17 protein-coding genes, 1 tRNA gene and 1 pseudogene are annotated in these 19491 nt (G+C 44.7%); 16 read left to right on the top strand and 3 right to left on the bottom strand.

Annotated elements, in window-relative coordinates:
• Positions 1-153: 153 nt before the first annotated feature.
• Positions 154-1368: a phage portal protein gene (locus AAIR98_RS05580; RefSeq protein ID WP_423971215.1), complete on the top strand. Its 1215-nt coding sequence runs from the start codon at positions 154-156 to the stop codon at positions 1366-1368.
• Complete coding sequence (locus AAIR98_RS05575) at positions 1355-1960, top strand: HK97 family phage prohead protease (RefSeq protein ID WP_423971214.1); 606 nt, start codon at positions 1355-1357, stop codon at positions 1958-1960. The genes AAIR98_RS05580 and AAIR98_RS05575 overlap by 14 nt, the downstream gene beginning before the upstream one ends.
• 43 nt (positions 1961-2003) lie before the next feature.
• Here AAIR98_RS05575 and AAIR98_RS05570 read toward each other — a convergent pair whose 3' ends face one another.
• Positions 2004-2555, bottom strand: a complete 552-nt coding sequence (locus AAIR98_RS05570; protein WP_423971213.1) for a nitroreductase family protein — start codon at positions 2553-2555, stop codon at positions 2004-2006.
• A 20-nt stretch (positions 2556-2575) separates the two neighbouring features.
• The gene (locus tag AAIR98_RS05565; protein WP_423971212.1) at positions 2576-3226 is read right to left on the bottom strand and encodes a hypothetical protein; all 651 of its coding nucleotides are present in this window, start codon (positions 3224-3226) and stop codon (positions 2576-2578) included.
• A gap of 253 nt (positions 3227-3479) precedes the next feature.
• Here AAIR98_RS05565 and lysA point away from each other — a divergent pair, with 253 nt between their 5' ends.
• The 3 genes and pseudogenes from lysA (at position 3480) to AAIR98_RS05550 (ending at position 7441) form a co-directional block, all read left to right on the top strand.
• Positions 3480-4727, top strand: coding sequence for a diaminopimelate decarboxylase (gene lysA, locus AAIR98_RS05560; protein ID WP_423971211.1), 1248 nt, complete (start codon positions 3480-3482; stop codon positions 4725-4727).
• Positions 4728-4747: 20 nt separating this feature from the next.
• A pseudogene (locus AAIR98_RS05555) lies at positions 4748-6056 on the top strand (dicarboxylate/amino acid:cation symporter).
• Complete coding sequence (locus tag AAIR98_RS05550) at positions 6047-7441, top strand: alanine/glycine:cation symporter family protein (RefSeq protein WP_423971210.1); 1395 nt, start codon at positions 6047-6049, stop codon at positions 7439-7441. Before AAIR98_RS05555 ends, AAIR98_RS05550 begins: the two are co-directional and overlap by 10 nt.
• A gap of 54 nt (positions 7442-7495) precedes the next feature.
• On the opposite strand, the gene AAIR98_RS05545 is transcribed toward AAIR98_RS05550, so the two are convergent.
• Positions 7496-9271: a hypothetical protein gene (locus AAIR98_RS05545; RefSeq protein WP_423971209.1), complete on the bottom strand. Its 1776-nt coding sequence runs from the start codon at positions 9269-9271 to the stop codon at positions 7496-7498.
• Positions 9272-9404: 133 nt separating this feature from the next.
• Between AAIR98_RS05545 and AAIR98_RS05540 the strand changes: the two genes are divergently transcribed.
• The 11 genes from AAIR98_RS05540 (at position 9405) to AAIR98_RS05490 (ending at position 19465) form a co-directional block, all read left to right on the top strand.
• On the top strand, positions 9405-10220 hold the full coding sequence (locus AAIR98_RS05540) for a phosphatidate cytidylyltransferase (protein ID WP_423971208.1): 816 nt from the start codon (positions 9405-9407) through the stop codon (positions 10218-10220).
• Positions 10217-11404: a 1-deoxy-D-xylulose-5-phosphate reductoisomerase gene (dxr, locus tag AAIR98_RS05535; RefSeq protein ID WP_423971207.1), complete on the top strand. Its 1188-nt coding sequence runs from the start codon at positions 10217-10219 to the stop codon at positions 11402-11404. The genes AAIR98_RS05540 and dxr overlap by 4 nt, the downstream gene beginning before the upstream one ends.
• A gap of 63 nt (positions 11405-11467) precedes the next feature.
• Positions 11468-11809 carry an endonuclease domain-containing protein gene (locus AAIR98_RS05530; protein WP_423971206.1) on the top strand — a complete coding sequence of 114 codons (342 nt, stop codon included), beginning with the start codon at positions 11468-11470 and terminating at the stop codon, positions 11807-11809.
• Positions 11810-12081: 272 nt separating this feature from the next.
• Complete coding sequence (locus AAIR98_RS05525) at positions 12082-13194, top strand: M50 family metallopeptidase (RefSeq protein ID WP_423971205.1); 1113 nt, start codon at positions 12082-12084, stop codon at positions 13192-13194.
• Between the two features lies 1 nt (position 13195).
• The gene (locus tag AAIR98_RS05520; protein WP_423971204.1) at positions 13196-13729 is read left to right on the top strand and encodes a hypothetical protein; all 534 of its coding nucleotides are present in this window, start codon (positions 13196-13198) and stop codon (positions 13727-13729) included.
• Position 13730: 1 nt separating this feature from the next.
• The gene (gene ispG, locus AAIR98_RS05515; RefSeq protein ID WP_423971203.1) at positions 13731-14813 is read left to right on the top strand and encodes a flavodoxin-dependent (E)-4-hydroxy-3-methylbut-2-enyl-diphosphate synthase; all 1083 of its coding nucleotides are present in this window, start codon (positions 13731-13733) and stop codon (positions 14811-14813) included.
• A 62-nt stretch (positions 14814-14875) separates the two neighbouring features.
• Positions 14876-15217, top strand: a complete 342-nt coding sequence (locus AAIR98_RS05510; RefSeq protein ID WP_423971202.1) for an endonuclease domain-containing protein — start codon at positions 14876-14878, stop codon at positions 15215-15217.
• 118 nt (positions 15218-15335) lie between these two features.
• Entirely contained in the window at positions 15336-17057 is a 1722-nt protein-coding gene (locus AAIR98_RS05505; RefSeq protein ID WP_423972037.1) for a proline--tRNA ligase, read from the top strand.
• A gap of 224 nt (positions 17058-17281) precedes the next feature.
• Positions 17282-17358: transfer RNA gene (locus AAIR98_RS05500), tRNA-Met, on the top strand.
• 79 nt (positions 17359-17437) lie between these two features.
• Positions 17438-18115, top strand: a complete 678-nt coding sequence (locus AAIR98_RS05495) for a hypothetical protein (protein WP_423971201.1) — start codon at positions 17438-17440, stop codon at positions 18113-18115.
• Between the two features lie 213 nt (positions 18116-18328).
• Complete coding sequence (locus tag AAIR98_RS05490; protein ID WP_423971200.1) at positions 18329-19465, top strand: PorV/PorQ family protein; 1137 nt, start codon at positions 18329-18331, stop codon at positions 19463-19465.
• Positions 19466-19491: the final 26 nt, after the last annotated feature.

The raw sequence follows: 19491 nt of genomic DNA, 5'->3' as shown, positions 1-19491 counted from the left end.
CAAAAAAACTTCCTCTCCCCTAAGAGGGAGAGGATAATTTCAATTTGACAGGTATAACCAAAATGTGCTATTAAATAAATAGGAGCGGCCGTCAATAACACCAGTTATTGCGCGGCCGCTGCTTTTTTGTGCCCCGCTAACTTACCATAAAAAATGAACCTAATTGAAAAAATCACAAAATCATTCAGAAGTAAAAGCGGTGAGGAAAAGTCTTTTGTCTCACCTACGGTAGTGGAACTTACGGGCGGCGCGGGCCGCTTGCCCTCCCCCTCCGGCCACAACTACGCGCCATACGTGGAAGCGTACGCCGACAAGCCCTGGGTATACGCCTGTGTTAACGTAATATCAGAAACAGTTTCCGCCACAGACTTTCAGCTTAAAAACGCTGCGGGCGATATTATTACAAAACACCCTGTGCTTGACCTGCTGTACAAACCGAATACGTTTATGACGGGCAGACAGTTAAGGCAGTGGATATCGGCCAGCCTGGAACTGACGGGCAACGCCTATATTTTAAAAGACGCTCCCGCCGCCAACGGCGCACCCAGGGAGCTATTCCCCCTGCTTAGCCACTTGGTGGAAATTGTGCCCGGCAACACCAGCGCCGAGCCTGTGCAGGGCTACAAATACCGCGCGGGCGGCAAAACGGCGTATTACAGAGCGAAAGACGTTATACATATAAAATATTTTAACCCCTTCGACTTTTTTTACGGCCTTTCGCCTTTAGCGGCCGCCAGAAGCGCGGCGGACTCTTACGAAGCGGCGGAAACGTACAACCGCGCTTTCTTTGACAACTCCGCCACACTCTCAGGCATACTCTCTACCGAGGGCAGACTGGACGACGCTGCCCGCGCCCGTATTATAAAAGGGTGGACGGACAAATATTCATCCGCCGCCAAGGCGCATAAAGTAGCCTTGCTAGAAGGCGGCCTTAAGTGGCAGAACATTGGCATGAGCCAGAGAGATATGGACTTTATAAGCGGCCTTAAGGTTAGCAGAGAAACCATACTTTCTATCTTCCACGTTCCCCCCGCGCTTGTAGGTATATTTGACCACGCGCCGCAGTATAATACGCGTGAACAGCAGCGCATTTTCTACCAAACCTGCGTACTGCCAAAGTTTACGCATATCCTTGAAACTTTAACGGAGTTTTTAGTACCGGACTTTGACAGAAAGCGTGAGCTGTATTTAACGCCTGACATTTCCGGCGTCTCCGTACTGAAAGACGACGAGGCCACCCGCGCCCAAGTTGCCAAGCTTTACCTAGACATGGGTTTTGAACGTGACGAAGTTGTTACCGCGCTTGGCCTGCCCTTTGGTGTTGGCATCGCTAAAAAATCTAAAAGGAGAATTTATGAAAACCGTTAAAGGAAATAAAAATAACCCCGCCGTAAAACTGCTGGCTATAGAAGATGTTAAGATAACCGAGACAGAACAGGGCTTAGTATACCTGCAAGGTTACGCCAATACCAAAAACGCGGCCGACCGTTACGGCGATATCCCCACCATATACCACAAAAAAAGAGATTACGTGTACGAGCTTAAAAACTTTGCCAAAAACCCTGTTTTGTTAATAGACCATGTTAACAGGATAGATCATTTGGCGGGCTCGGTAGTAAATATAAGGGAGGATGAAAAGGGCTTGTATTTTAAAGCTTTATTTTCCACCTCCAACCACCCCGTGGTAGCGCACGCGCGCCATATTTATAAAGAGGGGCACGCCAAAGCTGTAAGCATTGCGGGCAAGTTTCATTACGAAGACCCGGCTAACCCCAGCCACTTAACATTGGCTGAGATTTTTGAAATCAGCCTTGTAGCTGTACCCGCCGACCCTGACAGCCTGGTGGAAGCTGTGGAAAAATCTATAAAAGAAATGCAGGACGCCGGCGACATTAAAAAAATAAGCGAAGCCGCGCTGCAAGCGGAAATAGACTCCTGGATAACCGCGCTTAAAAAATAATTCGCATAAACAAAACAATCCCCGTCATATGACGGGGATTATTTTATTTAATAAGCGTTACAATATCAGTTTTCCTTTTAGGCACGGGCATTTCCGCGGTGTCCTGCGGGTAGCCAACCGCTATTGAGTAGAAGGGTAAATAACCCTTAGGCACGCCGAGTTTTTGTAAATAAAACTCCCTTTCTTCCGTACCCATTAAAAAGCCCATACCAGCTATAAAGCAGGTGCCCGCGCCTATAGAGTGCGCGGCAAGCATCATATTCTCCGCCGCAAGCGCGCAGTCCACATAAGCAAAAGAAGAGGTTTCTTCCCCGCATATAAGTATGACTGACGGCGCGTTAAAAAAAGTGTGAAACCCCGGGGCAGAAGCGTGCGTATATTTTTTTGCCTGCATAACCTTGGCTATGTCTTTACCCATTTCGTCTATAATAGTTTTGTTTTGCACCACTGTAAAATGCCATGGCTGCAAGTTCATTGCGCTGGGCGCCAGGCGGCCGGCCTCAAGTATAATTTTTAAATCTTCTTCTTTTAACTGCTCGGCCTTATACTTACGTATGCTGCGTCTTGTAAGAATATTTTTCATTACCTCATTCATATTACCCCCGTTACGCCTGTTTAATCTTGTTTAAGAGTTATGGTGCATGTGCCGTTGTCTATATATTTTTGTATGGAAACAGTATCGGCAATCTTTGGCTCAGTGCTGAACTGTATGGACAGCGGGTCCAGCGCGGACGCTTTGCGGTAAACATCGGCAACCGCCGGCAGCTCACGCTGGGCAAAGCGGCATGTCATAAGGCCGCTTTCAGGCATTTGCTCTCTGTAAAGGCACCTTTTATTTTTATCTAAGCCTGAAATGTTACGCAGCATGCTTTCACCCGTCATAGGGTGTTTAAAGTTACATTTAAACGGGGTGCAGTTTGTCATATACGCCGGGAAGTTTGCGCATGGGTCAGCCGCTTTGGGCTGCGGGTCGGCAAGTAAATCCGCCTGGGCGGCTTGCGCCTGGGCTTCTTTTTCTTGCGGTGTAATGGGGTTATTAACCCTTGTCTTTTTTACTTCGGGCGCTTTCTCGTTTACCTTAGAAACACGGGTTGCCTTAACCTCTGGCGCTATCTCATTTACTTTAACAACTTCTGTCTTTTTAGTTTCGGATACCTCATATGTATCGCTGGATTTGTTTACTCTTGTTTTTTTAGGTTCATTTGCCTGCGCGGACAAAACTGCGCTTATAGTTAAAACTGTTAAAAATATAATTGTTTTTTTCATATTAATACCCTCTGAAAGAATAATAGTATTTTTTACCTTAAAAATCTACATAAAATTATAACTTTATTGTAATTGGCCAATATTTTTTGTATTCTATAAACATGGTTAATTTAAATACAGTTACAACATCCAATAAGAAAAACTCCGAGAAACTTCCTCAGGGGATCTTGTAATTTTGTATAAAACAAATTTTAAAGTCCCCTGGTAAAAACTAAGGGGGCTTTTTTTATGCAGTATATATAAGGAGTAATATATGTTCCACCATGAAGACGGTATTTTAAAAGTAGAAGAAACGTCCGTAGAGACCATAGCCAAAGCGGTAGGCACGCCTTTTTACGCGTATTCAAGCGCGGTGCTTAAAAAGAATTTTAAAGATTTTGACACAGCCTTAAGCAAATTTAAAAACACAATATGCTACTCCATCAAAGCAAACAATAATTTGGCCATAGTTAAAACCATTGCCGAAATGGGCGGCGGCGCCGACGTAGTAAGCGCCGGCGAAATGTATGTGGCTATTAAAGCCGGCATACCCGCAAATAAAATAGTATTTTCTGGCCTGGGCAAAACAAGGGCGGAACTTAAAGAAGCTATTAAAAACCAAATTTTACAAATCAACGCCGAAAGTGAGGCTGAGGTAGATACCATTAATGAAATAGCCTTAGCACTTGGCATTAAGGCCAACCTCGCCCTGCGCGTCAACCCTGACGTGGACGCCAAAACACACGTAAAAATTACCACAGGCAAAAGAGAAAATAAATTTGGTGTGGATTGGGAAGAAGCTAAAGACCTTTACATAAAGGCCGCCAAACTGCCGGGCGTAAATGTAGTGGGTATAGCCATGCACATAGGCTCGCAGCTTTTAGACCTGGACCCTTTCCGCCTTGCTTTTACAAAAATGGCTGTTATGCTTGAGGAACTGGAAGCGGAAGGCATTACCCTGCAAAACCTGGACCTTGGCGGCGGCCTTGGCATTAACTATAACGTAGAGCTTGCCCCCACCAAAGCAGACTACGCCCAGGTTATAGAGGAAACACTTGGTAAATTTAATAAACATATTATTATAGAACCGGGCCGCGCCATGATAGGCGAGGCGGGTATTTTGGTAACCGAAGTTATTTACACCAAACAGTCGGGCGACAAACACTATATAATAGTAGACGCCGGCATGAACGACCTTATGAGACCCGCCATGTATGACGCCTGGCACACTATTGTGCCCGTGCATAAACGCGGCGCGGCGCCTATAACGGCCGATATTGTGGGCCCTATATGCGAGTCCAGCGACGTTTTTGCCAAAGACCGCATTATCGAGCCTGTTAAACAAGACGAACTGCTTGCCATGATGTCTGCGGGCGCGTATGGTTCGTCCATGTCATCTATTTATAACTTCAGGCCGCTGGTGCCCGAGATACTTGTAAACGGCAAAGAGTTTGCAGTAGTTAGAAAAAGAACATCTTACGAACAAATGCTGGACGGCCAGGAAATACCCAAATGGCTTTAATTTAACATAAAGGACAAACTATGAGCGCGAAACGGAAAAAAGGAAAATTGGACTGGTACTTTAAAACAAGCCTGTTAACACGTATTATGACAGCACTTGTCTTGGGCGCGGTTACAGGTATATTTTTTGCCCATGTAAATATTTTCGGCATGGAACTGTGGCAGGTAGTGGCGCCGCTGGGCACAATATTTATAAGACTGCTTAGAATGGTTGTTGTTCCCATTGTTCTGTTCTCACTCATAGTCGGCACCGCCAGCATAGAGCCAAGCAGGCTTGGCCGTATAGGCACCAAAATTATGATGTTCTACATTGGCAGTACGGTGGTAGCGGGCGCAATGGGCCTGTTGTTTGCCAACTTCTTTAATATATCAGGCAGCATCAGCCTTAAAGCCGGCACGGATACAGGTGTAATAACAGCCGTAGAAGCAAAACCGCTTTCCACAATGCTGATGGAAATTATACCCACCAATATTTTTGATTCACTTAACAATATTAACATGCTGCAAATAATATTTTTTGCCATGGCGTTTGGCTTAGCTTTAGCGTTTTTAAAAGACAGCAAAAAAGAAAACCTTAAAGAAATGGGCAACCTTGTGTTTAAGTTTTTCAGCGGTGCGGCTGAAACAATGTACATACTTGTACGCTGGATTATGCAGTACGCCCCTATAGGCGTGTTCGCGCTTATCACAGGCGTTTTTGCCGAGAACGGTATATCAGCGCTTAAACCGCTTTTTAAATACATAGGCGTATTATATTTAGCGTTTATCACACACTTTATTTTACGGCGGCGCGTTAGCGGCTGTAAGAATAAAACTTACCAAGTTTGTCAGCCTGGCAAAAACAGCCATTATTACAGCTTTTGCCAGCCGCAGCAGCAACGGCACATTACCCGTAAGCCTTGAAACGGCCGAACACCAAATGGGCATTAACCGCAGCGTGGCCTCATTCACACTGCCGCTGGGCGCTACAATTAACATGAACGGCGTAACCATACAACAATGTATGAGCGTGCTTTTTATAGCGGGCGCGGCGGGCATGTCGCTGGGGCTTAGCCAGCAGTTATTTTTACTTTTAGTAACGGTACTTGCGTCTATAGGCGCGGCCGGCGTGCCAAGCGGGTGTATGATAATGCTGCTGGTGGTGCTGGAATCTATGGGTATGCCCGCAACAGAAGGCACCGTGGTAGCGGCTGCGTACGCCATGCTGTTAAGCGTAGATCCTATACTTGATATGGGCCAAACGGCGTTAAACGTATCTGGCGATTTAGTTGGCACAACAATAGTAGCCAAAACAGAACCCGGCGAAATGGATTTATCTAAATGGAAATAATAAACAATATAATAACAGCTATAAACGATAACTTTTTAGGTTATATTCTAATGTTTTCGCTTGTGGGCGCGGGTATATACTTTACGCTTATTACACGCGGCGTACAATTTACAAATATACGTGAAATGATGCGCCTGCTTGTAGCTAGTGAGGAAGAAGCTACCAAGCACCACATTTCCCCCTTTCAGGCGTTCGCCATAAGCACGGCGGCGCGCGTTGGCACTGGTAATATAGCGGGCGTGGCAATAGCCATTACCACGGCCGGCCCAGGCGCCATATTTTGGATGTGGGCTATAGCTGTTGTAAGCTCGGCCTCGGCGTTTGTAGAAAGTACTTTGGCGCAGATTTACAAGGTAAAAGACGGCAAACATTTTCGCGGCGGCCCCGCGTATTATATGCAGTACGGGCTGGGTAAAAGATGGCTGGGCGTAGCGTTTGCTGTTATAATATCTCTTACTTTCGGCTTTGTATTTAACTCTGTGCAGTCAAACACAATATCGCAGGCGTTTTGCTCTTCCTTTTCTGTAAGCACATGGGTAAGCGGAATAATTGTGTGTATTATTACGGCTATAATTATATTTGGCGGGCTTAAAAGAATAGCGCATTTTACACAAGTGATAGTGCCGTTTTTCGCTATTACCTATATACTGCTTACGCTGGTTGTGGTTATCATAAATATTGATAAACTGCCCGCTGTAATAGCGGATATTTTTACACAGGCGTTCAGCCTGCGCAATATAGCCGGCGGTACGCTTGGCGCCACTATAATGATGGGCGCGCGCAGAGGTTTATTTTCTAACGAAGCCGGCATGGGCTCCGCCCCAAATGCGGCAGCCACGGCCAAGGTTTCGCACCCGGTTAAACAAGGCTATGTGCAAGCCTTAAGCGTGTTTGTTGACACTCTTATAATTTGTTCCTGTACAGCTTTTATTGTGCTGCTCTCAGACTACCAGAGTTCAGACGCCGTGGGTATTGCTTTAACGCAGTTTTCGCTCACACAGTCTATAGGCGCGGCGGGCGGATACTTTATAACTTTTTGTTTATTTTTATTTGCTTTTACTTCTATAATAGGCAACTATTATTACGGGCAAAGCAATATACAGTTTATTACGCAAAATAAAAACGTTATGCTGGCGTTTCGTGTTTTAGTTATAGGCATGGTAATGTTTGGCGCGTTGACAGAAGTTGCCGTAGTGTGGAACCTGGCCGACTTATTTATGGCTGTAATGGCTATAATGAACATAGTCAGCATAATACTGCTGGGCAAGTTTGCCGTGGCAGCGCTGCAAGACTATTTAGCGCAAAAAAAGAACGGCATTAAAGAGCCGGTTTTTAACCCCGCCAATATAAAAGGCCTTACCAACACACAAGTGTGGAAAAAATAATATTTACTTATAAAAAAACCCCCACTCTTTTGAGCGGGGGTTTTTATATTTTTACTATCTGTATTCACAGAAAGCAGTTGAAGCTTTGTAGTACGGTTTTTTATCACAGGTATACGTAAAAGCACCTACGTTTACATATGAACTGAAATCAACCTCAAAAAACACTTTACACTGCGCTCTTGTGGCTCCCGCGGCATACGTAGCGTCTTCACAAGGGTCTGTTTGAAAATGATTTCTTATCTGCGCGGGGGTAGGCATAGGGCCGCCCGTCCACACAACCCATGAGTCATCGCCGCAAGCGCCGTATGCTTTGGGGTTAGATTTTATCTGGTCTCTTCTTTCATAAGACATAACGTTCCCTTCGCTGCCGCCGTTGTCAAACGGCCACTCGGGCCCGCTGGCGCTGTAAACCCAGTCTAAGTCTGAATGTGAGTCCACATACACGTCTATGTGATAGCCGGGAGTGCTGAAAGATGAACCGTTAGCCGGGAACCAAGCCCCGCTGCTAAAGTAATCAGGTTCGTTAATAGTGTAATCATTATAACCGTCCTGGTCCTCACACTGGGGCAGCAATTCACCCAAACCGCAGTCTTTAACCGTTATAGAATGGTCATACTTACACATAAGTAGTTCTTCTCCGCCAACGTTTGACCCTGCCGGCGGTGTATATTCATCGCAGCAGCTTACCATTCTTAATTTTATTGTGTCAGGTAACTGTAAGGTTGTCGGGCACATTATGTTGTGCATTCTGGCGCAAAGCTGTCTTTCGTACTCTGTAGGGCGCGATGCACAGCCCTGCCAGTATTCACACGGCAATACTGCCTGTATACCGCCGCCGCCCGGGCCTATTTCAAGTTCTACACCCGGAGGGAACTGCGTATAGCCGCCCGCTCTAAGTTGAGGTGTGGTAGACCCTGTGCCAGAGCTGGTGGACGCAGCCGCTGACCTTTTGCCCGGAGTATAGGGCAATGCTATACCCTGGAAGCCGTTAAACGGTATCCAGTTCCATTCCCCGGTCTCCGCCGTTAAATCTACTGTGCCGCCGGGTACTGACATTACGTCTATACATCTTTTCGGTTCAAGAGTTTCGCAGGTGTATAACACTTCCTCGTTATCATCGCAAAGGTTTGCTTCTATTAAAGCTTCGCAGTATCTGAAGGTTTCGTCTATAACATCAACGTCGTCCGTTACAAAAATATCAGACGGTACGGGATAACCTAAAAACTGGCAGGCCGCCACTACTTCTATTTCGTATTGGCTTATTTCTTCAGTTGCGCCGTATGGAACAGCGTAAGCGTGTTCAGAACAGGTGTTTTCCACGTCTATAACTAAGAACTTGCCTTTCTTCTTTTTACCGTCCAGCCCTTTAAAGGTAATTTCTTTCCAGGATAAAGTTTCAGCGGACGGAACAGCCGCTTTAGCGTATGGAAATACCTTGCCGCCAAAATCTATGGTGTCAACTATATGCGCCTGCGCGGCTTCAATATTATTTGCTTCTAAATCAGCGTTAAGCCTTATTTTAGACGCTTTTAATTTACCGCCGGATGTGCTTGCCGCCGGGCCAACTCTAAGAGTTCTGGCCTTAAGCTGCGTAACATTATCAGCAGTTAAAGAACCGCCAACTTCCAACGTGGTAACATTAAGGTTTTGTGTGGCCAGCGCGCCGCCGCCGCTCTCTGTGCCTATGTTAGTTTCCCCCACAGTTACTGTCGAATACGACGCGTACGGCGTGGGGTAATAGGTTGTCATCTTCATCGGCTCTGCCGCTTGCACCACATATGCAACGGCTAAAGCTACAAAGAAAAAGACAACTTTTCTTTTTGTGTTCATTGGGTGTCTCCCTTTGATTAAATTAAGACCTATAATTATTATTATAATAATATTCATACTTTTGTAAAGGGGTATTTAAAGGTTATGCGGGACGCCACTATACGTAAAATGCAATTTTTAGTAGAATTATAATATGTTACTTCCCAGAATTATTACAGCCGTTATAGGCATACCTTTAATTATCGCCGCCATACATATGGGCGGTCTTGTTTACATGGCTTTTGTTGGCTGTGTTATCGCCCTTTGTCTTTATGAGTACGGGCTTATCATGAAAGCGGGGCGTAAGCCGGTGCACCTGTTTTCACTGGTATTTTTTGGCATTATAATGGCCGCTGTGGCTATTGTGGGCAGGGGCGTAGTGCCGGTTGCTCTGCCTGATAACCTGTACCCTTTTACAATCAGCGTGGTAATACTGGGAATAATGTTTGTTGAGGTTATTACGCCCAACCGCTCGCTTGAAAGAGTGGCTTTCACATTTTTTGGCGTATTTTTTGTGCCGTGGACGCTGGCGCATTTAATTAACATACGCGACATACCAACCTACGGTGAATATCTTACCCTTTTTATGCTTATAACAGTATGGATTTGCGATTCTATGGCATATTTTGTAGGCCGCGCTATTGGCAAACATAAAATGAACAAAGAAGTCAGCCCAAAAAAATCTTGGGAAGGCGCAGTGGGCGGCACATTGTTTGCCGTGTTGGCGGCCATAGGGTTAAGAGCTTTATTTTTACCTACTCTTATGACCGTATGGCAGGCCGCGGTTTTAGGGCTTATTATAGCCATAGTGGGCCAGGTGTCTGACCTTTCGGAAAGTATTATTAAACGCAGCACGGGCGTAAAAGATTCTTCTAACTTACTTCCCGGCCACGGCGGTTTTTTAGACAGGTTTGACTCTTACCTTCTTCTTGCCCCTGTATTTTATTACACGGTATTATTTTTTATATGAAAAATATAGTTGTTTTAGGCTCAACCGGTTCTATAGGCGTAAGCGCGCTGGACGTTATCAGCCGCCTGGGGCCTGAGTACAGCGTACTTGCAATTACAGCCAACGCAAACGCCAAACTGCTTACAGAGCAAATGCTTAAATTTAAGCCCCGTTTTGTTGTGGCTATGAATGAGGACTCATACCAGCAGGTTAAAGAACATGTCCCCCCGGGCACCAAACTTTTGCCGCCGGACGCGGACTCTTTAATATTTTTATCATCACTGCCAAGCGCTGATTTAATTATAAATGGCCTTGTGGGCGCGGCGGGCTTTATGCCGCTGGTAACAGCTATTAAAAACGGCAAAACCATAGCGCTGGCCAACAAAGAACCTATTGTTATGGCCGGCCAAAGCATTATGGAAGAATGCCACCGCTGGAACGCCACAATTTTGCCGGTAGACTCTGAACCAAGCGCCATTTTCCAGGCTTTGCAAGGTACCCCGGCAGGCAGGAAAGAGGAAGACATTTCAAAAGTTTTATTAACAGCTTCCGGCGGGCCGTTCTTTAAAAGAAAAGGCGCTTTAAGCCGTGTTACGCCTGCTGATGCGCTGGCGCACCCGCGCTGGGTAATGGGCAAAAAAATTACTATAGACTCCGCCACTTTAATGAACAAAGGCTTTGAGGCTATTGAAATAATGCATCTTTTCAATTTGCCGCTTGAAAAAATACAGATTGTTATTCACCCGCAGTCAATCATACACTCGGCGGTAGAGTTTAACGACGGCAGTATAATTGCGCAAATGTCGCTGCCCGACATGCGTTTGCCCATACAGTACGCTATTACGTACCCCAAACGCCTGCCAAGCCCCGTGCCAAAAATGAGTGTGGCTGATATGGCCAAACTTGAATTTGCCGAGCCTGACTTTAAGCGTTTCCCCTGCCTTGAAATGGCTATGTGGTGCGCGCAAAAAGGCGGCGGTTTACCGGCGGCGTTAAGCGCGGCGGACGAAATAGCGGTAGACGCCTTTTTAAAAGAAAAGATTTTATTTACGGACATACCCAAACTTATTTACAGCGTGCTTAAAGTATGCAAAACGCCCACAGGCAAAATAAGCCTGATGGAAGCGCTGGAAATAGACGGCTGGGCGCGCGAAAAAGCAAAGGAATTATTAGACAACAAGTTATACAAAAAAACTATTGTTTAAATAAGTTCTCCTCTCCCTCTTAGGGGAGAGGAAGCGAGCAATGCGAGCAGGTGAGGGTGATATATGGGCGAATCAGAATTTATTTCAAACATCATAAAGTATAACCGCCGCAATATGACCCCTGCTGAAAGAAAACTGTGGAACATGTTAAAAGCTGCCCAAACAGGTCATAAATTCAGAAGACAGCATTTAATAAAGAAGTATAATTACATAGCTGATTTTATTTGTATAGAAAAACGTCTTATTTTAGAAATAGACGGTGGGCAGCATTGCGAAAATATAAAAGACAAACAAAGAGATTTGAATTTAAAACTGGAAAACTATAAGGTTTTAAGATTTTGGAATAATGAGGTTTTAAAAAATCCAGAAGCAGTTTATGAAGTAATATTAAATCAGTTAAGGTAGTTATATTCTTATCAGTCTTTACCTCTCCCTCTTAGGGGAGAGGGCAGGGAGAGGGTGATATACACAAATATTTTGTTGTAAGCTAATTCACCTTATAACAGCAAAAAATACCCTCACCTGCTTTGCCGCAAGCTGCTACGCAGCAAACAAAGCGGCAAAACTTCCTCTCCCCTAAAAGGGCGAGGAAATAATAACAAGTCAATTTTTTCTCTTATAAAAGCAGGGAGAGAAAAAAGTTTTTTAAATTAATAGTCTAAGGAGTCATTATCAATATGTTTTCATCAATATCAAGCGGGGTAATTACGCTTATAGCCGTACTTGTAGCGCTCAGCCCCATAGTGCTTATACACGAGTTTGGCCACTACATTGTCTGCCGTATGGTAGGCATAAGAGTGTATGAATTTTCTTTCGGCTTCGGCCGCCTGTTATGGTCAAAAAAAGTAGGGCATACACAGTATTCACTGCGCGCGATACCCTTTGGCGGCTACGTCAACCCGGCGGGCGAAATGTTTGTGGATAAAGACAAAGAAACGCCTAAAGATTATGAGTTTGCCTCTAAAGCCTGGTGGAAAAAACTTTTAATGGTGCTAAGCGGCGCTATTATGAACTATGTGCTGGCGTTTATTGTGTTTACGCTTTTGGTTATAATTATGGGCACGCCGGAAACTGATATCAACAAAATCCCCCCCGTGGTAGGCGCAGTAGTACAGGGCCACCCCGCCGCAATACACGGCATGAAAGAGGGCGACAAAATTTTAACAATTAACGCTACCGCAGTAACAACATGGGCTCAAATGACAGACGCTATTACGGCTAACAAAACCGACATGAAATTAACCTATCAGCGCGGTGAGGAAATTACCGCCGTAACAATCCCATTAAAAGATTTTGACGGTAAAGCTGTGCTGGGTATACAAATGATGCAGGTATACAAAAAAGCCACCCCTTTAGGCGCAATCAGAGACGGCGCTTACCAGTGTTATTACTGGACGCATATGTCGCTTTCGTCCATATACAAAAGCTTCGCCGCTAAAAAAGCGCCGGATTTGGCCGGCCCGGTTGGCATCATAAATATTATCCACACCGCCGTGCATACTGACCTTATGTACTTTTTGTGGCTGATAGGCCTGCTCAGTTTAGCGGTAGGCATGTTTAACCTTTTTCCTATACCGATACTTGACGGCGGTTACGCCTTGGTATTTATCTGGGAAGGCATTACAGGTAAAATACCGTCTGAAAAAGCTATAAATAAAGCTTTAAATGTTGGTTTTACACTAATTATAATTTTAGTTCTATACGCTACTTTTGGCGACGTAAAAAGAATATTTTTTAAAGCGTCGGCTGAAAAGCCGGCCGCTGTAGAAACCGTGGAAACAGGTAAATAATATGGAAGAAAACACCGAGGAAACTAAGTATTCCCCCGCTTGCGAAAAGTTTCAAGAAGATGCTCTTATTAACATAAAGGCCAACTGTTATAATAACGCTATGTCAATACTTGTTGACGGCATAGATAACGCTAATTACCACGGCCTGACTGATGAAGAAAAAGAATATCTTACCGCTTTGCACGCGCATGTTATGGAAAAGAAAAAACAGCGCGACGGCTGGGGTTTAACCGATGGGCAGGCGCTAACACCCGTAAAATCAGCCCCACCAATGTTTACGTGGAATGGGATAGGCACAAAAGTTTACGGCAATACGTTATATCTTGTGCTTATATATATTCCGGTATTGCCAATTGGCAGGTACGCGGTAGAGAAAGAGGGCTACAATTCTTATTATTTCCACGGTAAATTAAAACTTACAAAAGCGCAAAAAATATGGCTGTGGGTTGGATTAGCGGCGTTATTTATTGCACTTTTACCTATTTTAAAAGCGATGGTTACGGGTATAGGTTCGGCCATTATAAGCAAATTTTAATATGATAAAAAACACAAGAGAAGTTAAAGTAGGCAAATGGACGTTAGGCGGCAAAAACCTAGTCCGCGTGCAATCTATGTGCAACACTGACACACGTGACGCCGAGGCCACCATAGCGCAAATTTTACGCCTTGAAGCTGCCGGCTGCGAGATTAACCGTGTAGCGGTGCCCGATATAGCGGCCGCACAGGCGCTTGGGCAAATTAAAAAAGCTATTAACACGCCTCTTGTGGCGGATATTCACTTTGATTACAAACTGGCGCTGGAAGCGATAAAGCAAGGCGTTGATAAGGTGCGCATTAATCCCGGCAATATCGGCGGGATAGACAATGTTAAAGCAGTTGTAAAAGCAGCGCAGGATAACGGCGTAGCCATAAGAATAGGCGTTAACTCAGGCTCGCTCAAATACCTTAAAAGCTTTGAGGGTAAACCTAATTTGACCACCCAAGAATGGGCTAAAATTATGGTTGACGAAGCGTTGGAGCAGGTTAACACCCTTGAGCAGCTTAATTTTAAAAATGTTTTAGTATCGCTTAAAGCGGACGATATGCCCCGCACAATTGCCGCTAATGAGCTTTTTGCATCACAATCTGACGTGCCGCTGCATATTGGCCTGACGGAAGCGGGCAGCTTTTTGGCGGGTACTGTTAAAAGCAGCATCGCCCTTGGCACGCTGCTTAGCAAGGGCATTGGCGCTACAATACGCGTTTCTCTGACGGAAGACCCTGCCATGCAGGTACGCACCGCCTATGAAATTTTAAAGGCTGTAGGACTGCGTGAATTTGGGCCGGAAATTATTTCCTGCCCCACCTGCGGCCGCTGCCAGGTTAATATTGGCGCAACAGTAAAAGAACTTGAACAAATAATATATTCTGACGCTGACCTGCTTAAAAAGGCAACAGGCCTTAAAATAGCCGTAATGGGCTGCGTGGTAAACGGCCCCGGCGAGGCGCGCGACGCTGATTTTGGCATAGCCGGCGGCATTGGCGAGGGCCTGTGGTTTGAGCAAGGCGCGGCGGCGGGCAAAATACCGCAAGCCAAATGGATAGAAACCATAATAAACAAAATAAAAGAAAGGAAATAATTTTATATCCTCTCCCTCTTAGGGGAGAGGAAGCGAGCGCAGCGAGCAGGTGAGGGTGAGATATGGGCGCACCAGAATTTATTTTAAACATAAAAAAATATAACCGCGCATATATGACTCCGGCAGAAACAAAACTTTGGAATTTATTAAAAGGCAACAAAACAGGTCTAAAATTTAGAAGACAGCATTTTATAAAAAAGTACAATTATATAGTTGATTTTATTTGCATAGATAAACGTTTGATTGTTGAAGTTGATGGCGGTCAACACTGTGAAAGTGAAAAAGACAAACAACGGGATTTGAATTTACAATCAGAGAATTATAAAATCTTAAGATTTTGGAATAATGATGTATTAAAAAATCCAGAAGCAGTTTATGAGAAAATATTAAAAGAAGTAGAATAATACCCTCACCTGCTTTGCCGCAACCGCGATGCGGTAAACGACGCGGCAAAACTTCCTCTCCCCTAAAAGGGCGAGGAAATAACAAAATTTTTTAAATAATAAAAAGGAACCAATGAATATGAAACTCTCTAACTACTACTTACCCACTTTAAAAGAAGCGCCTAAAGACGCTGATACGCTATCGGCCAAGCTTATGATACGCGCCGGGCTTATACGCAAAACCGCCAGCGGTATTTTTGAATGGCTGCCGCTGGGCCTGCGCGTGCTTAAAAAAGTAGAACAGATTGTACGTGAGGAAATGGACGCCGCCAACTCTAACGAGGTCTGGCTTCCCCTCATACAACCCAAAGAACTTTGGGAAGAAAGCGGCCGCTGGACATTCTACGGTAAAGAACTGCTGAGAATAAAAGACAGAAAAGGCGCCGAGTTCTGCTTTGCCCCCACCGCCGAGGAAGTTATTACAGACATGGTACGCAGAGACGTAAGCTCTTACAAGCAATTGCCCGTATCGCTCTACCAGTTTGCCAGCAAATTTAGGGACGAAATACGCCCCCGTTTTGGCGTTATGAGAGCAAGAGAGTTTTACATGAAAGACGGCTACTCTTTCCACGCCACGGAAGATTCTATTAACGAATACTACCTGAGAATCTACGAGGCCTACAGCAAAATTTTTACACGCTGCGGTTTTAACTTTAAAGCAGTTGAGGCTGACACAGGCACGATAGGCGGCAACTTCTCGCACGAGTTTATGGTACTTGCCGACACCGGCGAAAACGAAATTGCCGACTGCCCCAAATGCGGTTACGCCGCCAATACCGAAAAGGCCGAAATAGCAGTGCCTAAGTATGACGCCCCCAAAGCGGAAGATTTAAAAGCTATGGAAAACGTGTCAACACCTAACGCAACAACTATTGAAGACGTGGCAAAAATGCTTGGCCAAACCGCCGATAAATTTATAAAGCTGCTTGTATTTATGGCCGACGGCAAACCGCTTGTCGCGTTAGTCCGCGGCGATCATGAACTTAACGAGCACAAATTAAAAGCGCTCCTTAAAATAACAGAACTTGAAAAAGCTAACGAGGAAACTTACACCAAAGTCACAGGCTCTTTTGTAGGCTACGCAGGTCCCATGGGGCTTAAAGAAAAGAACAAAGATATTAAACTAGTCGCGGACCACCACGTTCAAGGCATTATCAACGGCATTGCGGGCGGCAATGAGAAAGACACGCACACAATTAACGTTAACCCCGGCCGTGATTTTACACCTGATATGTACGCCGACCTTAAAGTAGCTGTAGCCGGCGACCATTGCGGCAAATGCGGCACGCAGTTTAACTTTACACGCGGCATTGAAGTGGGCCACACATTTAAACTGGGTACCAAATATTCCACAGCCATGCAAGCCACTTTCTTAGACGAAAACCAGCAGGCAAAACCGTTTATTATGGGCTGCTACGGCATAGGCATCAGCCGTGTGGTGGCAGCAGCCATTGAGCAAAGCCACGACAATAATGGCATTATCTGGCCCGCGCCCATCGCGCCGTTTGACTTCTATTTAGTTTCTATTGACGCTGACATTAATGAGGCCGTTAAAACCAAAACCGACGAAGTTTACGCAAAGCTTACGGAACTTGGCTTCAGCGTTTTATTAGACGACCGTAACGACCGCCCGGGCGTTAAATTTAAAGACGCTGACCTTATAGGCCTGCCGCACCGCCTGGTAATAAGCAGCCGCACAATAGAAGCCAACCAGTGCGAATACAAAGCCCGCACATCTAAAGAGGCCGTGCGTTGGAACCTGGCTGAGTTAGACGCAAAACTAAAAGAACTTAAAAAGTAATAGAGAAAAAAGTATTTGTAGGGGCGGAGCTAGTCTCCGCCCTTTATCTATTAATTAAAAAAGTGCCGCTCCCTCAGCGAGGTACGGGCGTGAGGGTCTCAAGCAAAAAATTGTAATATACGCCTGCCCTAAGCAAGTTTTAAAGACAACAGTACTAATTTAAAAGGTAGTTTTACTTCTGAGATTGCAATAAATTAAGTTTTTTTGATATAATATATTATCACGTCACCGTAGCTCAGCTGGTCAGAGCGGGCGTTTCATAAGCGCCAGGTCGGTGGTTCGAGCCCACCCGGTGACACCAGATTTGATATGCAAAAAGCCGCCTTTTTAAAGGCGGCTTTTTGTGATATAATTAGTTATCATTTTATATGGAGGAAGTTATGAGGAAAATATTTTTAGCAATATTTACACTTACTATTTTTTCTTACTTTAATCTATATGCAGGATCATATGAAAATTATATCTCTGCCCTAAAAGACCCTGCAACCAGCAAATACTATAATCTTTCTTCTGATGAAGCTATGAACAAAATCTGTGAAATCAGAAAAAAAATTATAAACACATTAGAAAAACAATATTTAAAAGAATTTAAAAAAGATAAAAATATAACTAAAGAAAATATTGAGGCCAAACAGATTCTTACTACTTTTGCAGAAGAATCTTCTTCTAATGCTATTGATGGTCTTTCTAAAAACGTACTTAAACCTTTAACCATTTCTGACAATTTTATTGAATCTTTTGAAAAAATAATAGCAGCGGATTCTTCTTCAGCACTTTCTGGTTCCTTAAAAAGTATTCTCAAAAGCGTATGGAAGACCATTCCAAAAACAGACTCTGCCCGTATATATGATTTAAACTCTGTGTGGATATACGAACAAATTATAAATGATTACAAAGAGCCTAAAAATAAAATTCAAACATTGCAGATATTAGCAGCTCTTGAAGTTTTTCTTGAAAAAACAAAAAAAATCGATACAACAGACCAATATAAAAGAACAGCCGAAATATCCAAAATACAAAAGGACCTTAACGATACGGCAAAGCAGTACCGCCGTTAAGCTGCCTAAAATGACAATATATATGTTTTAATTTCAAAGCCCCGCAAATGCGGGGCTTTTTAGATTGTTCCTGCTATTGTAATCTTATTGAGGATTTTTTGTTTTACAAAAAATAAAAAACACAGTAGTAAAATGTGTGAAAAAAATGTAATAATATGGGTAATATTATTTTACCCTAACGGGGACCTTAAAATCCCCCCTCACAGGAGAGTTATGAAAAAGTTTATTTTGCTGCTGTCTATGTTTGCCTTAACAGCGTCCGCGCATGCGTTTATTATGGAGCCGTCCGTAAAAGGCGCCGCTTTAGGTTCGGCCTATATAGCGGGGTTTGAGGATGATATTTTTGCCGCCTCATACAACCCGGCGTCACAGGTTTCCAGCCAGGGCCAAGTTGGCGGCGCATGGCACAAACGCGAACACGCGGAGCAAATTTACTCTCTCGGTTTAGGCTATAACTTTAACTACGGTATAGCGGTGCAAGGTTTTGGCAACTACCTTTACGACTCTGACGCGGACGCCAAAAACGGCGAGGCCAAAATAGGCGCCAGCATATCACTTTTAAAAGCGGGTATAAACGTGCCGGTAACCTTCGGCGTAAACTTAAAGCAAGGCTGGTACAATGTAGGCGACGATAAAGAAAACGCCCTTGTAGGCGACGTGGGTATGATTATCCGCCCCGTGGGCAACCTTACCATAGGCGCCGTTTACTCCAACATCGGCGGTAAAAAGAATTTATATACGGACGACACTTACGGCGCGGGCGTATCTTACGTAATCAACATGGACCGTAAAAACGCCTTCGACCTGCGCTTTGACATAGGCAAAGAGGACGACCACACCAGATGGGGCGCGGGTATAGAATACGCGCTTAGAAATATTTTCGCTTTAAGACTGGGCTACATAGACACAAACTATACAGACAACTTTACCTTTGGCGCGGGCGTAAACCTGGGCCAATGGGGCCGTATAGACGGCGCCTACCTGCCCTATGACCATGGCAACAAAACATACAAACTTGCCTTTGTTATCCCCTTTGGCGTAAGCGGCAAGCAGGTTACCTACGGTGGTGATTTTGAACAGGAAGAGTACAAACCGGCAAGACCCGTTGTGCAGGAAGTTAAACAACAGCCCGCGGACACGGTAACCTACAACCAGCCCGCTACAATAACGGACTCTGACAATGCCTACCGCCCTTATTCCTCAGGCCCGGTTGATACCACTTACACAACCCAGCCAACATATAACACAACATATGTCCCCACAGCAGCCACCGGGACCACGGTAAACACATCAGGCAATGTTACAAACTCTAAATACCCGTACCAGCGCCCGCAACGCTGGATGAAATAATTTGCTACTATAAAGAGGGATTAAAC

Source organism: Elusimicrobium simillimum (assembly GCF_049639735.1).
Taxonomy (GTDB): domain Bacteria; phylum Elusimicrobiota; class Elusimicrobia; order Elusimicrobiales; family Elusimicrobiaceae; genus Elusimicrobium; species Elusimicrobium simillimum.
This window is presented reverse-complemented; position numbering and strand designations above follow the sequence as displayed.

What these genes read in the sequence shown, in the direction of transcription:
- AAIR98_RS05580 (WP_423971215.1), top strand. Translation starts at nt 154, where the DNA reads ATGAACCTAATTGAAAAAATCACAAAATCATTCAGAAGTAAAAGCGGT.
- AAIR98_RS05575 (WP_423971214.1), top strand. Translation starts at nt 1,355, where the DNA reads ATGAAAACCGTTAAAGGAAATAAAAATAACCCCGCCGTAAAACTGCTG.
- AAIR98_RS05570 (WP_423971213.1), bottom strand. Translation starts at nt 2,555, where the DNA reads ATGAATGAGGTAATGAAAAATATTCTTACAAGACGCAGCATACGTAAG.
- AAIR98_RS05565 (WP_423971212.1), bottom strand. Translation starts at nt 3,226, where the DNA reads ATGAAAAAAACAATTATATTTTTAACAGTTTTAACTATAAGCGCAGTT.
- lysA (WP_423971211.1), top strand. Translation starts at nt 3,480, where the DNA reads ATGTTCCACCATGAAGACGGTATTTTAAAAGTAGAAGAAACGTCCGTA.
- AAIR98_RS05550 (WP_423971210.1), top strand. Translation starts at nt 6,047, where the DNA reads ATGGAAATAATAAACAATATAATAACAGCTATAAACGATAACTTTTTA.
- AAIR98_RS05545 (WP_423971209.1), bottom strand. Translation starts at nt 9,271, where the DNA reads ATGAACACAAAAAGAAAAGTTGTCTTTTTCTTTGTAGCTTTAGCCGTT.
- AAIR98_RS05540 (WP_423971208.1), top strand. Translation starts at nt 9,405, where the DNA reads ATGTTACTTCCCAGAATTATTACAGCCGTTATAGGCATACCTTTAATT.
- dxr (WP_423971207.1), top strand. Translation starts at nt 10,217, where the DNA reads ATGAAAAATATAGTTGTTTTAGGCTCAACCGGTTCTATAGGCGTAAGC.
- AAIR98_RS05530 (WP_423971206.1), top strand. Translation starts at nt 11,468, where the DNA reads ATGGGCGAATCAGAATTTATTTCAAACATCATAAAGTATAACCGCCGC.
- AAIR98_RS05525 (WP_423971205.1), top strand. Translation starts at nt 12,082, where the DNA reads ATGTTTTCATCAATATCAAGCGGGGTAATTACGCTTATAGCCGTACTT.
- AAIR98_RS05520 (WP_423971204.1), top strand. Translation starts at nt 13,196, where the DNA reads ATGGAAGAAAACACCGAGGAAACTAAGTATTCCCCCGCTTGCGAAAAG.
- ispG (WP_423971203.1), top strand. Translation starts at nt 13,731, where the DNA reads ATGATAAAAAACACAAGAGAAGTTAAAGTAGGCAAATGGACGTTAGGC.
- AAIR98_RS05510 (WP_423971202.1), top strand. Translation starts at nt 14,876, where the DNA reads ATGGGCGCACCAGAATTTATTTTAAACATAAAAAAATATAACCGCGCA.
- AAIR98_RS05505 (WP_423972037.1), top strand. Translation starts at nt 15,336, where the DNA reads ATGAAACTCTCTAACTACTACTTACCCACTTTAAAAGAAGCGCCTAAA.
- AAIR98_RS05495 (WP_423971201.1), top strand. Translation starts at nt 17,438, where the DNA reads ATGAGGAAAATATTTTTAGCAATATTTACACTTACTATTTTTTCTTAC.
- AAIR98_RS05490 (WP_423971200.1), top strand. Translation starts at nt 18,329, where the DNA reads ATGAAAAAGTTTATTTTGCTGCTGTCTATGTTTGCCTTAACAGCGTCC.